At 70.0% G+C, this 15184-nt stretch carries 13 protein-coding genes and 2 pseudogenes; 11 read left to right on the forward strand and 4 right to left on the reverse strand.

From position 1 onward, the window contains the following. Positions 1 to 187: 187 nt before the first annotated feature. Both AB0K43_RS21080 and AB0K43_RS21085 read left to right on the forward strand, forming a co-directional pair. Complete coding sequence (locus AB0K43_RS21080) at positions 188 to 682, forward strand: hypothetical protein (protein ID WP_363641912.1); 495 nt, start codon at positions 188 to 190, stop codon at positions 680 to 682. Then, complete coding sequence (locus tag AB0K43_RS21085; RefSeq protein ID WP_363641914.1) at positions 679 to 2448, forward strand: hypothetical protein; 1770 nt, start codon at positions 679 to 681, stop codon at positions 2446 to 2448. The genes AB0K43_RS21080 and AB0K43_RS21085 overlap by 4 nt, the downstream gene beginning before the upstream one ends. A 233-nt stretch (positions 2449 to 2681) precedes the next feature. On the opposite strand, the pseudogene AB0K43_RS21090 reads toward AB0K43_RS21085, so the two are convergent. The 3 genes and pseudogenes from AB0K43_RS21090 to AB0K43_RS21100 form a co-directional block, all read right to left on the reverse strand. After that, positions 2682 to 3024: pseudogene (locus AB0K43_RS21090) on the reverse strand (NUDIX hydrolase). A 544-nt stretch (positions 3025 to 3568) separates the two neighbouring features. Further along, complete coding sequence (locus AB0K43_RS21095; RefSeq protein WP_363641916.1) at positions 3569 to 4144, reverse strand: GNAT family protein; 576 nt, start codon at positions 4142 to 4144, stop codon at positions 3569 to 3571. Between the two features lie 23 nt (positions 4145 to 4167). Beyond that, positions 4168 to 5574 (reverse strand): hypothetical protein, encoded by a 1407-nt coding sequence (locus AB0K43_RS21100; protein WP_363641918.1) that lies wholly within the window; start codon positions 5572 to 5574, stop codon positions 4168 to 4170. Between the two features lie 381 nt (positions 5575 to 5955). Between AB0K43_RS21100 and AB0K43_RS21105 the strand changes: the two genes are divergently transcribed. The 6 genes from AB0K43_RS21105 to alaS all read left to right on the forward strand — a co-directional run bounded on the left by AB0K43_RS21105 (position 5956) and on the right by alaS (position 12400). Beyond that, the gene (locus tag AB0K43_RS21105; protein ID WP_363641920.1) at positions 5956 to 6789 is read left to right on the forward strand and encodes an aspartyl/asparaginyl beta-hydroxylase domain-containing protein; all 834 of its coding nucleotides are present in this window, start codon (positions 5956 to 5958) and stop codon (positions 6787 to 6789) included. A gap of 55 nt (positions 6790 to 6844) precedes the next feature. Beyond that, on the forward strand, positions 6845 to 7717 hold the full coding sequence (locus tag AB0K43_RS21110) for a hypothetical protein (protein WP_363641922.1): 873 nt from the start codon (positions 6845 to 6847) through the stop codon (positions 7715 to 7717). Continuing rightward, positions 7714 to 8313, forward strand: a complete 600-nt coding sequence (locus tag AB0K43_RS21115; RefSeq protein WP_363641924.1) for an LOG family protein — start codon at positions 7714 to 7716, stop codon at positions 8311 to 8313. Before AB0K43_RS21110 ends, AB0K43_RS21115 begins: the two co-directional genes overlap by 4 nt. After that, on the forward strand, positions 8310 to 8861 hold the full coding sequence (locus AB0K43_RS21120; RefSeq protein ID WP_363641926.1) for a phosphoribosyltransferase family protein: 552 nt from the start codon (positions 8310 to 8312) through the stop codon (positions 8859 to 8861). The genes AB0K43_RS21115 and AB0K43_RS21120 overlap by 4 nt, the downstream gene beginning before the upstream one ends. Further along, positions 8858 to 9526, forward strand: coding sequence for an HAD family hydrolase (locus AB0K43_RS21125; protein ID WP_363641928.1), 669 nt, complete (start codon positions 8858 to 8860; stop codon positions 9524 to 9526). Before AB0K43_RS21120 ends, AB0K43_RS21125 begins: the two co-directional genes overlap by 4 nt. A 219-nt stretch (positions 9527 to 9745) precedes the next feature. Further along, positions 9746 to 12400: an alanine--tRNA ligase gene (alaS, locus tag AB0K43_RS21130; protein ID WP_363641930.1), complete on the forward strand. Its 2655-nt coding sequence runs from the start codon at positions 9746 to 9748 to the stop codon at positions 12398 to 12400. Between the two features lie 82 nt (positions 12401 to 12482). Here the strand turns inward: alaS and AB0K43_RS21135 are convergent, their stop codons facing one another. Further along, positions 12483 to 12947: a GNAT family N-acetyltransferase gene (locus AB0K43_RS21135; RefSeq protein WP_363641932.1), complete on the reverse strand. Its 465-nt coding sequence runs from the start codon at positions 12945 to 12947 to the stop codon at positions 12483 to 12485. 186 nt (positions 12948 to 13133) lie between these two features. On the opposite strand from AB0K43_RS21135, the gene AB0K43_RS21140 reads away from it, so the two are divergent. From AB0K43_RS21140 to AB0K43_RS21150, 3 genes and pseudogenes are all read left to right on the forward strand, one after another. Then, entirely contained in the window at positions 13134 to 13607 is a 474-nt protein-coding gene (locus AB0K43_RS21140; protein WP_363641934.1) for an NUDIX hydrolase, read from the forward strand. A 60-nt stretch (positions 13608 to 13667) separates the two neighbouring features. Beyond that, positions 13668 to 14136: pseudogene (locus AB0K43_RS21145) on the forward strand (NUDIX domain-containing protein). A gap of 55 nt (positions 14137 to 14191) precedes the next feature. Next, entirely contained in the window at positions 14192 to 15124 is a 933-nt protein-coding gene (locus AB0K43_RS21150) for a phosphorothioated DNA-binding restriction endonuclease (protein ID WP_363641936.1), read from the forward strand. The last annotated feature ends 60 nt before the right edge of the window (positions 15125 to 15184 follow it).

Raw genomic sequence — 15184 nt, forward strand, 5'->3', positions numbered from 1 at the left:
CCGCTCTTCCGATCTGGCGACGACGCGCTGATCCTCGCCCAGCGGCTGATCGAGTGGTGCACCCGCGCCCCCGCGCTCGGCATCACCGGACGTGCGGCGCCAGGGGGCGCCGTACGAGGAGAAGCCCAGCACCCAGCCGCCCGCGAACGTACAGCCGCTTGCCGTTCGCGCCACCGCTGTCCCCGACGTGCCCTCCGCCGAGAGCGACCCCGACGTCCCGCCCACACGCCTTGCCACCGCGCGGCGTCCCAAGCGAGCCGCCGCGCACCGCGCCCCCAAGCGCCGAAAGCGCAACAACGAGAACCCTCTCGACGACCAACTCACCTTCCGCTGCCGCAGCGAGGACAAAGCCGAGATCAAGCGCCGCGCCAAGGCCGCAGAGCTGGCCACCGCCGTCTACGTCATCCGCAAGGCCCTCGCCGACGACCACGCCGACATCGCCACCCGAGACGAGCGCCTAGACGCGGCGATCGACGAGGTCGCCGCCCTGCGAACCCAGATCGCCAAGCTCGGCAACAACGTCAACCAGCTCACCCGCGACTACCACTCCGACGTCGCCCTCCCACCGGGCCAGGTCCTGGACGCCTTCACCCAGGGCCGGTCCCTGCTCGCCGACGCCCGCACGCTCCTCACGCACCTGGACGAGGCGGCGATGCGCCTCGCGAAGAGCAGGAACCGATGATCGCCAGCATCGGCGGCGGCAGCAGCACCATGGGCCTGCTCAAGTACCTCTTCGGACCTGGCGAGCACAACGAGCACGACAACCCGCACATCGTCGGCTCCTGGGACGGCTTCGCCCCCGACCCCGGCCGCGAGCCGGGCGTCACCTTCACCCAGCTCCGCGACGCGCTGGACCTGCGCGTCGTCCAGGCCGGCGAGCGGGCACCCAAGGAACACGTGTGGCACTGCTCGGTGCGCGCCGCCTCGACCGACCGGCTCCTCACCGACGAGGAGTGGGACCACATCGCCCAGCGGATCGTCGCCGCTGCCGGGGTTGCTCCTGAGGGTGACCCTGACGGCTGCCGGTGGATCGCAGTGCGCCATGCCGACGACCACATTCACATCCTCGCCACCCTCGTGCGCGGCAACCTCACCCAGCCCCGCATCCGAGGCGACTGGGGCCGGGTCGAGAACGAACTCACCCTCATCGAGAACGAACTGGGGCTGTTCAGCCTCGCCCACGCCCGCACCAAGGACCGGCACAGCGGGCCCAAACGCCCCACCCGCGCCGAACTGCGCAAGGCCGAACGCCGCAACCTCACCCAGACCCCGCGCGAGACCCTGCGCACCGCCGTCCGCCAGTCCCTCGCCGGAGCCGCCACCGAGGAGGAGTTCCTGCGCCGCCTCGCCGAGCACGGCATCAGGACCAGCACCCGACGCGCGCCGTCCGGCGACGCCATCGGCTACAAGTTCGCACTCCCCGGCGACCGCAACGCCAAGAACGAGCCCGTCTGGTTCTCCGGCAGCAAACTCGACCCCGACCTGTCCCTCCCCAAGATCCGCGCCCGCCTCGCCGCCGGCGCGGCCGAACCCGTCTACCCCGATCCCAACGAGCACACCTGGCCCGCTTCCGGCCGACACCAGGCCAGCACCACCATCGACCACGCTCTGGCCGCCCTCGCCGACGACCAGAGCGACGATCGGACCGCCGCGACGATCAGCGGCAGCATCGAGATCCTCGACGCCCTCGCCGCCACCAGCCCCGTCCTCAGCAGGAAGGAGATCACCCAGGCCGCTCGCGCCCTCGACCGCACCGGCCTCACCCACACCCGAGCCGCCAAGACGGACCTGCGGGCCATGCGCTCAGCCGCCCGCGCCGTCCTCAACGCAGGACCAGCCGTCGGCCGTGCCGAGGACGGCGCCGCAGCCGCCACCGTCCTCTCCAGCCTCGTCCTGCTCGCCGTCGTCATCGCGAAGTGGCACACCGCCCGAGGTCACGAGTACCAGGCCCAGGCTGCCAACGCCGCCGCTGACCACCTGCGTACCGCCTACGCGCGGCACGCGGCCAAACCGATGGCCGTCCTCGACCTCCACAGCCAGCGCCTGCCCCAGCCCGCCCAGGACCGGCAGGCCGCAGCCATTCGCCACGCCCTGCCCGCCGACCATGCCACCAAGGTGCTGAACGAGAACGGCTGGAACGCGCTCTCCGCCACCCTCGCCGAAGCCGAAGCCGCCGGCCACGATCCGGCCGTCCTGCTCGCCCAGGCCGCTGGTCGACGCGAACTCGCCAGCGCCGACTCCGCCACCGCCGTCCTCAACTGGCGCATCCGACGCGATGCCGGCCTCCCGACGACGCCGACCGGCGCAGCTGCGAAGCCGACCACGCGCACAGGCGCGGCACTGGTCAGGACCACCACCGTCCGGCAAACAGTTCCCCGCGTCGACATCCCCGCCGCACAGCCTGCACCCGTGCCCGCAGCACCGTCGTCCCCTCGCCCCCGACGCTGATAGCCCATCACCCGCCGGTGTCAACTTCTCAGGCACTGGCGGGTAATGTCAGGTCGATGGCGTCTTCGGCGAACGGGAACGCTCCCAGCCGCGACAACTTCGAGGACGGCTTGATCGCATTTCGCTTCGATAGGCCCTGGCTGGAGTGACCCGGAAACTCACAGGTTGAAGCGCTGCACCGCTGCCATCAAGCCGGCGGCGGCCACGCAGTGCCCCTGTCCAGTGCGGCCAGGTCAGCCGCGGAGCGCGGCGTCCAGGTATGCCTGCACCGGTTCGAAGATCCCGTACGGCACGTACGTGGGGATCTCCGCATGGGAGACCCAGGCCAGCTCGGCGACTTCGTCGGGAGCCGCAACATACGCGGCTCCGATCCGTGCCGCACAAGCCACATAGGACATCCGCCGCCCCGTCTTCGGATGTACTCGCTCGCCAAGGAGACAGAGGGCTGCCACCTCGAGGCCCGCTTCCTCCCGCGTCTCACGGACAGCGGTCTGCAGCGGCGTCTCCCCGGCCTCGATCTTGCCTGCCGGGAACTGCCAAGGACAGCTCGCCCTCGCTGACCCGGCGTCGCAACATCAGCACGCGACCTTCGCGGACCACCTTCGCGGCGGCGATGCCCGTGGGCTTATGAGTCGTCGGGTTCACGTCGGCTCCTCAAGGCGGATAGGACGGGTGACTGATCGTGGAGGCGTCTCCGAAGTAACTCAGCGATGCCCGAGGACGCTGCGGCCTGGACTTCAAGTGCGACGCAGGAACCTGCGGGGGCCGCGATGGCGTCCCGCACGCCGGCCTACCCACTGCGCTGTTTCCAAATCTGTCGCTGGACTGGGCTGGCCTGGTTCGTCGTTGAGAACGATCGACTGCCAGACCCGCTCTTGGAGTTCCTGGATGCAGGGCCCGCAGGCGTACATCGCCGCCTGGGCGCCGGCCACGCTCGCCGGGCCGATCCACAGCACGCGTGTCCACTGCTGACCGCAGTAGAGCCAGCAGAAGCCGTCGACCCAGTGGTTGCCGTCGTCCGTGGCGGCAGGGGCGGGCAGGCCGCCACGGGCGAAGTCCGCGATCCCGGGTATCACCTGGTGGGGCACTGCCAGGTCCGTAAGCACATGTTCCCCCAGGGTCAGCTTCCGTCGGCAGTGGCGGTCTCCAACCCGTCGATCGGCGACCACTCCTGTTCCAGGATCGAGTAGGTGATCGAGTCGCGCCACGCGCCTCGGACGAAGACGTGGTCGCGGATACGGCCGTCCTCGGTCATCCCGGCCCGGAGGAGGGTTCGCGCCGATGCCTCGTTGAGCGGCGAGCGCGCGGCCCAGACACGGTGCAGGCCAAGGGTATTGAATGCCAGCGCGCACAGCAGATGGACGGTCTCTGTGCCCAGCCCCCACCCCCACCCGGCGGGGTGCAGGGCGAAGCCGATCGTGGCTGCCTGTTGTGGCTCGGTCGCCAGGCGGGCGAAGCCGATCAGTTCGGTCCCACCGAGTCGGGTGACGGCGAGGCAGTACTCCGTCCTCGGGCTGTCCTTCGCCGACTCGATCGAGCGGTCGATGATCAGCTGGACCTGCTCCGGGGTCCGCGGTTCGAAGCTGAGATGCCGGGTGGCCTCCGGGTCGCCGTAGACCGCTAGGAGGGCGTCGGCGTCCGCGGGTTCGATTTCACGCAGTGCTAGGCGGGGGCTGGCCAGGTGGACTGGAATCATGGGTGCGGAGCCTACCGGCGCGGTCACCGGATGAGGACCGACGTCGGGGTAGCAGTGAAGGCTTCGATCTCCTCGCGCAGGCTGATGACCGCTCCGCTGCCTCGGCGGCCATCGGCGTGCAGTGCGGTGTGGACGCGTTGGGCGCTGCTGGTGATACCGAAGTTCCTTTGCTCGACTGGGAGATCGAGCACCGGGCGAACAGCCTCGGCTGCGCCCTCGAACTCGCCGCGGGCGATGCGGGCGAGCGCGAGATCGGTCTGGGCGCCGGCCTCGTCGCCGAAGGCCCATTCGTCCTCGGAGGCGTTGCGATACGCGGTGACGGCAGCCTCGGACTGAGTCTCGCCGAGCGCGGGGTCCTCGCCCAAGTGCACGGTGGCCTCGGCGACGTAGTAGAGCTGTCGGGGCACCGGGAAGGTCATGATGCCGCCGAAGCCGTCGAGGTCGTCGAGCTGGACCGCAGCGCGGGCGTCCTCCGCTCGCTGGATGGCTGAGCGGGTGGCATCTCCGTCGCCGAGCAGGGCGTTGGCGCGAGCGGACAGACAGGCGAGCCACACGCTCGTGGTTCCACGAACGCTGCTGGCAGCGGTCTGCCCGAGTGCGGCGTAGTCGGCAGCTTCGCCGGGGCGGCCGGCCCAGTAGGCGATGAGCGACTGCAGGGAGCGGATCCAGGCGCGCATCGCGGGGTGGTCGGCGTTGTCGGCGCACACGTAGGCGGTGCGGGCCTGCATCATCGCGGCACTCGGGTTCCCCAGGTCGTGGCTGGCTTTGGCGAGCATCCCCGAGGTGATCCCGGCGAGGAGGTACAGGTCGCGGGCCTGCAGGGGCTTGACCCTGCCGTGCTCCAGCAACCGGAAGGTGAGGTCCTGGACCTCGACCAGGTCGCCGAGGAGGGTGGGGAGGGCGAGCCGAGGATAGGCGGCGGTCAGCCGCCGCACCTCGTCATGGATCTGCCCCAGCGTCTCCGGGCCGACACTGCTGCCTTCCGCCATCGCGGTGAACCGAAGCGCGCGACGAGCTGCCATCACAACCTGCCTTTCCAATTCCGTGGTGCCCGCTTCGTGGCGGGTCTCGATGCTGAACGGGCCACCAGCAGGCAGCACATGCGCCTGCTCGGACGAGAGGAGGACGGGGGCTGGCCGTGGTGGTGGGACGAAGAACGAGGGCGCGACGGCTTCCGGACTCGGAACCGCCGGTGCGGGTGCCAGGAGGAGATCGACGCTGACTCCGAACATGGCCTCAAGAACCCGGCACAGGTCCGGATACGGCCGTGTCTTGACCGCGCCGCCGTACCAGCGTTCGAACTGGCGCTTGGAGACCGACAGTCCCTCCAGTCGAGGGTCGTCGTCCTCCTGCGCCAGCCGGTTGGCCGTCGCTTCGAACCGGAGCCGGAAGGTCTCGTGCACCTGCCAGTGCCGCTGTAGCGTCAACACCCTTAACAGCGTTGGATCTTGAGCCACAGCAGATCCTCTCCGATCCCCGTTCGTCTGTTCTGACGATAGCCCTGGCGGCGCGGCAGGAAACCCCTTCAGGCGCCGCCCGGCCGAGATGACGGTGCTCATGACGGCAGTCATGACGCGCGACGACGCAAGCCTCTCGCTCCGCCCGCGAACGACGGCGGCCAGAAGACGGCAGCGGCGTCGTATCGAGGCCCGTCGACGCGCCGCCATCCTGAGCACTCCTTCGCTTTCCGTGCATTCCTGACAGCGAAGCGTGAGATCAGCTGCTGAGACCAGCAGCCCCCGAGAACACCCACGTCGAGCACCACGTGGACCCGGCCTGCCGAGGGGCAGGCCGGCAACGGGAGGGAACCGATGGACAACACCTTGACCACCCTGGCCGGGCAGATCGCCCAACTGGACGCGGTGGATCCCGCACAGCTCGAACGGATTCGCCACGAGGCCCTGACCGCGCGGGCCCCCTGGAAAGCCGAGTACAGCGCCTACCAGTCCGGCGGCTGGTGGACGACCTCGCTCATGAACGCCTCCGGCGACGCCGGCGACGTGACGATCGGCGACTGCACCGCCCAACCGACCGCGCTCCTCGGACAGATGCCGGCCACCGCCGCGCTGCTGACCGAGCTGGGCCTGAACTACATGTGGGTGCGCCTGGCCCGACTGGAGGCCAACGCCTTCCTCTGGGAACACCGTGACTACGACGAACTCGACCAGGTCGAGCGGCACCGGCTGCACATCCCGCTGCACACCAACTCCTCCGCGTTCCTGGTCACCGGCGGCACGAAGGTCCACATGACCGGCGGCCGGATCTGGCGGCTGACGCCGACCTACGCGCACGGGGTGTGCAATCTGCTCGGCCCCGACCGCATCCACCTGATCGCCGACGTGTATGCCGATGACGTCTACCGGCGGCTCGCGCGGCGCCCGTCCCTCCAATCGGCGGCTGCGGAACCGCTGCCCATCGCCGACGAAGCGACCCTCGCCGAACGGCTGGAAGCCGCCCGCGGCATGGCAGCGCTGGGCTACACCGATGCGGCCGAACGCATGCTGCTGCGGTTGTTCTACGCCTACGCCCTGCCCGAGGGCACGGTCTACGACCTGATCGCCGAGCTGCACACCTCGCTCGGTGACATGGAGGCCGCGACGCGCTGGACGGTGGCCAAGCGGCGCCTCCTCGCCCTCTCGCCCTGACCAGTCGCTCACCTCGCACTGTCCATCCCCGCCGGAATCCGAACGGAGGACGCGCATGCCCACCCTGCAACTGGCCGAGCTCACCGAGGCCAACCGCCCGACCCAGCTCCCGCTCCTGGCGAAGCTCGCCGACATCCTGGCCACCTCCCCGGCCGTCACCCACCTGATGGTCCGCGGCTCACTGGCCCACGGCACCGCCGACCGCCTCTCCGACGTCGACTTCGTCGTCGGCGTCGACGACGCCCAGCTGCCCGCCTTCGTCGAGGCCCTGAACGACCTGATGTCCATCGAGGCCGGCGCCCTGCTGCCCGGCTGGCGCGACACGATCGTCGCCGACCTCGGCGGGGTCGGGACGGTCTTCCTCATCCCGGACGAGGGCAGGCTGCACCAGATCGACCTCTACCTCGCGCCCGCCTCCCGCGTCCCCCACCTGCAGGCGACGGTCGCCACAGCCCCGCTCCTCGACCGCCGGCCCGCACCCGCCGCGCCGGACGCGGTCGCGCTGGCCGAGCGCTTCGCCGTCGAGTTCCTCGCTCGGCCGCGCTCGTGCACCGAGCTGCTGATCGAGCACCTGGTGCTGGCCGTACTGCTCCACAAGCGCATCAAGCGGGGTCAGCGGTTCGTCGCCTACTCCGAGTGGCACCGGCTGCACACCGCGACGAAGGACCTCATCAAGACCGCCCTCGCTCCGACCTCCCGGTACTGGGGCTGGTACCAGCTGCGCGAGGAGATCGCCGTCACCCCGATCGGCCGGGCCTGCCTGGGCGACCTGGACGCGGCGATCAGCGGGCCGGCGATCCCGCTGGCGGCGGACGTCGACTCGGCGATCGAGCGGATGCTCGCCCTGGTGAACCGCACCTGCCCGGAAGCACTCGACGGACTGCGCGACGCCGTCGCCGCCTACCGCACCTACCTGGAGCTCGTGTGAACGCGCTCCACCTCTCGGGCCCGGCGACCAGCCGGGCCCGAGAGGGCCTCACCGCCGTCTTCTTCGGGGGCGTCGTCCCCGCCTCCGAAGCGGAGGAGAAGCTGGCCGAGGAGATCGGCCGGGCCCTGGCCCAAGCCGGACACTCCCTTCTCCACGGCGGCTACAACGGGCTGATGGAGGCCGCCGCCCGCGGGGCCTCCTCCCAGGGAGCCACGGTCACCGCGGTCACGCTGATCGGCAAGCACGACGAGTGGGGAGCGTTCAACCCGCACGCCACCTCGTCGGTCCACCTGCCCGACCTCGGCGCCCGCCTCAACCACTACCTGGAACACGCCGACTTGGTCGTCGCGATGGGCGGCGGCGTCGGCACCCTGCACGAGCTGGCCGCCGCCGTCTACTACGCGACCACCGTCCGCCCCGTGCCGGTCTGTCTCGCCGGGCCGACCGCCGTTCGCCTGCTCGCCTTCCTGCGCGAGGAGAAGTGGCTCTTCGAGACTCCCACCCGGCCGCTCGGCTTCCTCACGGCCACCGAGTCCGCCGTCGCCTTCCGCGCCCACCTCACCGCCCTCGCCACGGCCCCGATCGGAGGAGCATGACCACCAGCACACCGCTGGCCGGCCTCGCCGCCAGGCTCGCCGAAACCGCCTGCGTCGACGCCCCGTTCAAGCTCGCCAACGGCACCCAACTCGACGCCTACTTCGACGAGTACCGCCTGGCCGCCGACCCGACGCTCCTGCGCGACGTCGCCGCCGCCATGGCCAACATCGTCCCCGACGACGCCCAGGTCCTGGCCGGCATCGAACTCGGCGGCGTCCCCCTCGTCGTCGCCCTGTCCGCCGCTACCGGCCTGCCCGCCGTCTTCCTGCGCCGTCAGCCCAAGGGCTACGGCTCCCACCGCCAGATCGAAGGCGCCGCCATCGACGGCCGACGCACCGTCCTCGTCGACGACGTGGTCCGCTCCGGCGGCCAACTGCTCCACATGACCCGCATCCTGCGGATCGCTGGGGCTCCCGTCGCCGATGCTCTGTGCGTGCTGGAACGCCCGCTCGGCGGACGTGGGCTGCTGGGCGATCAGCGGGTCACCCTGCACAGCCTGCTCGCCGAGGCCGACCTGCCCTCGCCCAGGAACGGAGATGCGGCGTGAGACGAGCCGCGCTCTTCGACGTCGACGGCGTACTCGTTGACAGCAGGGCCGCCCAACTCGCCGCCCTGGCAGGGTTCGCGACCTCCGCACTCGGCCGCCGCGTCAATGTCGCGGACCTCCCGTCGTGGGCTGCGACCACCCCGCGAGCGCAGGTGCTGGCCGAGCTGGGCCTGTATGGAGCGATCAACGAGGACGGCTGGGATGCGGCCACCTCCACGGCCAGCCTCGACGCCGTCGTCTTCCCGTACGTCAAGGACACCTTGAAAGCGCTCAGGGCCGAGGGCCTGGCCACCGGCATCGTCACCCGCCGCGACCGCCGCCGACTGGGCTGGCTGCTGCCGCCGGACATCCTCGACCTGATGGACACCGTCGTCTGCTACGAGGACGCGACGCCCAAGCCCGCGCCCGACGGACTGCACCTCGCCCTCGACCGACTCGGTGTCGCTCCCAGCGCCGCCGCCTTCGTCGGGGACATGGACGCGGATATCCACGCCGCCAGAGCGGCGGGCGTTACCTCCGTGGGCGCAGGCTGGGGCTTCACCGAGCCCGAGGCACTCGCAGGCTTCGGAGCCGACCTCGTCCTGCTCGACCCCGCCGAGCTCACCGACGTGCTGCTCGCCCTGCTGCACGCGGGGCAATCCGACAGGAACAGCAAGCGATCTTGACTCCAGATCAGCTAGGCTCGATGGTGCAGCGCACAGAAGATCGGCACGTGCGCTGCACCATCAGTGAGCGACGGATCTGGAGTCATGGTCTACACCGTGGGGGCGCGAGCTATCTGCGTCGAGCTGGAGAACTGAGAACTTCTCAGTCCCTGTTCTCGGCCCGGCTCGGCGTGTGATCTCCCCCCACCCTCCACGACTCTTCCGTGAGGCCATACCGCCATGCGCTCGACGCAGATCCGCTCCACCTTCCTGGACTACTTCGCCTCCCGCGGACATCGCGAGGTTCCGTCCAGCCCGCTGATCCCCTCCGATCCGACCCTGCTGCTGACCAACGCCGGCATGAACCAGTTCAAGCCCTACTTCCTGGGCGAGGTCACCCCGGAGTTCCCCCGCGCCACCAGCATTCAGAAGTGCGCCCGCACCTCCGACATCGACAACGTCGGCCGCACCAACCGGCACGCGACCTTCTTCGAGATGCTCGGCAACTTCTCCTTCGGCGACTACTTCAAGGCCGACGCCATCGCCTACGCCTGGGAACTCCTCACCCAGGGCTACAACTTGGAGAAGGACCGGCTCTGGGTCACCGTCTACAAGGACGACGACGAGGCCGAGCAGCTCTGGCGCAAGATCGGCGTCCCCGCCGAGCGCATCCAACGCCTGGGGATGGACGACAACTTCTGGTCCATGGGCGTCCCCGGACCGTGCGGGCCCTCCTCCGAACTCCACTACGACCGAGGCCCCGCCTTCGGCCCCGAAGGCGGCCCCGCCGTCGACGGCGAGCGCTTCATGGAGATCTGGAACCTCGTCTTCATGCAGTCCCAGCGCGGTGAAGGCGACGGAAAGGACGATTTCCCGATCCTCGGCGACCTCGCCCAGCAGAGCATCGACACCGGCCTCGGCCTCGACCGCCTCGCCGCGATCCTCCAGGGCGTCGAGAACGTCTGCACCACCGACCTGCTCCTGCCGACCCTGAAGACGGTCCAGGAACTCGCGGGCCGCGACTACCCCGGCACCGGAGAGGAGAAGGTCTCCTTCCAGGTCGTCACCGAGCACGCCCGCTCCATCGCCTTCCTCATCGCCGACGGCGTCCTGCCCGCCAAGGACGGCCGCGGCTACATCCTGCGACGCCTCATGCGCCGCGCGATCCGCCACGCCCGCCTGCTCGGCATCGACGAGGACGTCCTCGCGCCGACCACCAGCAGCGTGATCGCCAACCTGAGCGACGTCTGGACCGAACTGTCCGACCAGGCCGCCCTCATCGAGCAGGTCGTCACCGCCGAGGAGGAGTCGTTCACCCGTACCCTCGTACAGGGCACCCGGCTGCTGAACGCCGCGATCACCCGCACCCGTGAGAGCCGCTCCACTGCGCTGCCCGGCGAGACCGCCTTCGAACTCGCCGACACCTTCGGGTTCCCCCTGGAACTGACCGTCGAGGCAGCCCACGACGCCGGGCTGACAGTCGACGAAGACCGCTTCGCCACCCTGCTGGACGAGCAGAAGAAGCGCGCCAAGGCCAGCGGCAAGGCCAAGACCACCGAAGCCCTGCGCAAGCAGGACACCTACCGCGAGCTGTCCGCCCACCTGCCCCGCACCGACTTCATCGGTTACGACCATCTCGCGGCCGAGGTCACCGTCCTGGGCCTGATCCTCGACGGCGCCGTCACCACCACCGCCCCCGAAGGCACCGACGTCGAACTCGTCCTCGACCGCTCACCGTTCTACGCCGAGGCCGGCGGCCAGATCGGCGACACCGGCACCCTGCGCACCAACGACGGCACGCTGCTGCGGATCACGGACACCCGCTACGGCCTGGAAGGCTTCCGCGTCCACAGCGCCCGCGTGATCGAAGGCGAGATCCGCCTCGGAGCGAGCGGCGAAGCCACCGTGGACATCGACCGACGCAAGGGCCTCATGCGGTCCCACTCGGCCACCCACATCCTGCACGCAGTCGTCCGCGCCACCCTCGGCGACCACGCCCGCCAGCAGGGATCCCTCGTCGAGCCCGACCGGCTCCGCTTCGACTTCGCCCACTTCTCCGCCGTCACCCCCGACCAGCTCGCCGAGATCGAAGCCGCCGTCAACGGCCACGTCCTCGACGACCCGGCCGTCCGGGCCTGGCACGCCGACCGCGTCGAAGCCGAGGCAGCCGGCGCCATCGCCCTGTTCGGTGAGAAGTACGGCGACACCGTGCGCATCGTCGACATTGGCGACTTCTCACGCGAACTGTGCGGCGGAACCCACGTCGGCCACGGCTCCCAGGTTGGTGCCTTCCGCCTGCTCAGCGAGTCCTCGGTCGGCTCCAACCTCCGCCGCATCGAAGCCTTCACTGGCCACGGCAGCCTCCGCCACCACGACACCGAGCGCCGTCTGCTCGAAGAGGTCTCCACGCTCCTCGGCACACGCCCGAAGGATGCCCCCGAGGCCCTGCACAAGCGCCTCGACGCCCTGGCCACCACGCAGCGGGAACTCGTCCGCCTGCGCGAGGCCGAACTACGGAGCCAGGCGGGACAGCTCGCCTCGGGTTCCCGCCAGGTCCCCGGGGGCCGGATCGTCTCGCAGCGGGTCACGGGGCTGGGGGCGGATGACCTCCGCGTCCTCGCCGCCGGCACAGCCGACCGCCTCAGCAACGACCGCGCCGTAGTCGTCCTCGGGACCGAACACGACGGCAAAGCCCTGCTCGTCGCCGCCATCACGCCCAGTCTCCACAGCGACGGAGCCGAGGCCAGCCAGATCCTCGCCGATGCTGCCCGCGCCGTAGGCGGCGGAACAGGCGGCAAGGGACCAGTCGCCAACGCCGGAGGCCGCCGCGTCGAAGCCCTCGACCAGGCTCTCAGCATCGCCGTCCAGGAGGCGACCCGCGCCCTCAACCCGTAGACGCCCAGGTGCCGGGAGGCATGCTGCGGGCGGTGACCCCGCGCGGAGGCCGCCGCCCGCAGCATGCCTCCCGACACCACGGTCAGCGCGCCAACAGGTCCTTCACCAGGACGATGCTGTCGTAGTTGGTGACGTCCCACCGCCACGTGCCCACCGGCACGTAGCCACGCCGGCGGTACCAGCCGACCAGCTCGCTCGCCTGGGACGACGTGTCAATCACTACCTGTCCGCAACCCAACGCGGCAATCCGCTCCTCTGCGAGCGTCAGCAGCTGCTGTCCCAGCCCGGTGCCCCGCTGGGACGGCTCCACGGCCAGCTGCCAGAACGACCCCGCGCCCGCCGGAGCCGGGTATCCCTCCGGGGCAGCGAAAGGAGCCGCCACCGTCACCGTCGCCACCATCGCCTTTCCTTGGAACGCCACCCAGCACTCACCCTTGCCCAGGCGGTAGGCCGTGTCCTGCGCGGACTGGTACGAGGCAAAGAACACCCGCCCAGCGGCGGCGTGATCGGAGTATGCGAGATGCAGCAAGCGGGTCAGCTGCTCCACCGAGTCCCCCTCGGCGAATCGCCGCACGGTGCCGAGGCCGAAGGGGCGGTCTCGGGCCGCCGGATCAGTTGATCGAAGAGTCACAGCAACAGTGTCGGCCGAATGCTGACCTACGGCCTGCTGGGCGATCGACGCTCCGGCCAGAACCTAAGTGGTAACCCAGCGTGGACCACTACAGTCGTCGCCATGAGCGACTCCGATGCGCCTGAGGCCGTAGCCCAGCCGCGCACCGCCGCCGGCGTGCTGTTCTTCGACGAAGCTGACCGCGTGCTCCTGGTGAAGCCCACGTACAAGCCGGGATGGGAGATCCCGGGCGGCTACCTCCACCCCGGTGAGACTCCGAGCGAAGGAGCGGCCCGCGAGATCAAGGAGGAGATCGGCATTACCCCGCCCATCGGCCACCTCCTCGTCGCGGACTGGGCACCCCACCCGACCGAAGGCGACAAGCTGCTATTCGTCTTCGACGGGGGCATCCTCCCGGTGGACGAACGCGCTCAGATCAACCTGGACGGAGTGGAGATCGGCGAGTACGCCTTCCACACCGCCGACCAGATCGACACGCTCCTCATCCCTCGACTGGCCCGGCGAGTCCACGCCGCCATTGACGCCCGATCTCGCTCGGCGACCGTCTACCTGGAGCACGGGACACCTCACCCCTGACCGCCGCGGCTGGCCCGCCGAGTCTCTCTTTGTCCACCTCAGCCATCAAGGAGCTCCGGCATGGGCAGGACCGAGTACCTCAACGACCCCGACGCCCCCAAGGCCAACACCCTCATCCCCGCCACCAACCTGCTCGTCGTCGACGACAGCGGCGCCATCCTGCTCCAGCGCCGCCGCGACACCGGCCAGTGGGCGCTGCCCGGCGGAGCCCAGGACATCGGTGAGACCGCCGCCCAGTGCGCGGTGCGTGAGTTACCTGGAGGAGACGGGTGTCATCGCCGAGGTCACCGGCTTCCTCGGGGTCTACACCAACCCGCACCACATCGTCGCCTACACCGACGGCGAGATCCGCCAGCAGTACGAGAACGCCTACATCGGCCGACCTGTCGGCGGCGAGCCCACGATCAACGACGAGGCCGACGGCGTCCGCTGGATCCAGCCCGCGGGCCTCGACCAGTACGACATCCACCCCAGCATGCGCCAGCAGATCGGCGACTACCTCGCCGGCACCCACCCCTACCTCGGCTGAGGCGCCAAGCGTCACCACGGAGTTGACGTCGGTGCCACGAACTACGCTGGCGGCCATGGACTGGCTCGATCGGGTGGCGAAGCTGCGGCAGTGGACGAACAACGAGGTCCGCGCTCCGCACAAGCCGTTGCTGCTGCTGTACGCGCTCGGCAGCTTCCAGCAGGATGCTGATGGTGAACTGCGCTACAGCGCGGTCGAGGAGGAGCTGAAGCGGCTGCTGGTCGAGTACGGGCCACCGAACCCGACGACCCCCGCGTACCCCTTCCACCATCTGGTCAGTGATGGCGTGTGGGAGGTACGAACCGACCGCGGGCCGGGGAGTCCAGGGAGCAGGGTCCGGATTCTCCGCTCCAGCGGTGCCACCGGCAGGCTCGTGCCAGAGCTGCGGACAGCGCTCACCAAGGAACCGTCGCTTCTGGGGCGGCTGGCCAGAATGCTGCTGGACATCCATTTCCCGCCGTCACTGCACACCGATCTGTGCGAGGCGGTCGGTCTCGACCTGGAGCTGGCCGAGACCGGGCCCGTAACCGGCCTGCCGGGTGGCGCAGAGACCGCTGCCCGACGGCAGCGGGATCGGCGGATGCGTGAAGTAGTCCTGACGGCCTACGAGTTCCAGTGCGCCTTCTGCGGCTACGACGGGATGCTTGGTACGAGCAGCGTCGGGCTGGAGGCCGCGCACGTGCGCTGGTGGTCATACGACGGTCCGGACGAGGTCGACAACGGCCTGTGCCTGTGCTCGTTGCACCACAAGCTCTTCGACAAGGGCGTCCTGGGACTGGGCGAGGGGCATCGCATTCTTGTCTCGCAGCGGTTCGTCGGCCGCAGCGAGACGAGCAGGCAGCACGTGCTCGCGCTGGCCGGGCGGCCGGTCCTCGGTCCTCAGGTGGGCCTTCCGCCCGTCGCCGGGCGGTATCGCGAGTGGCATGCCCGACAGGTCTTCCATGGTGCACCCCGTGCCCCAGCAGGGCAGCCTGTGTTGACTGGGTGACAGCTGGTCGGCCGTGCAGCCTGCGGTTGCCAGGGCAACAACATGCATCCCTGCCCGCAG

Source organism: Kitasatospora sp. NPDC049258, assembly GCF_040678895.1.
Lineage (GTDB): Bacteria > Actinomycetota > Actinomycetes > Streptomycetales > Streptomycetaceae > Kitasatospora.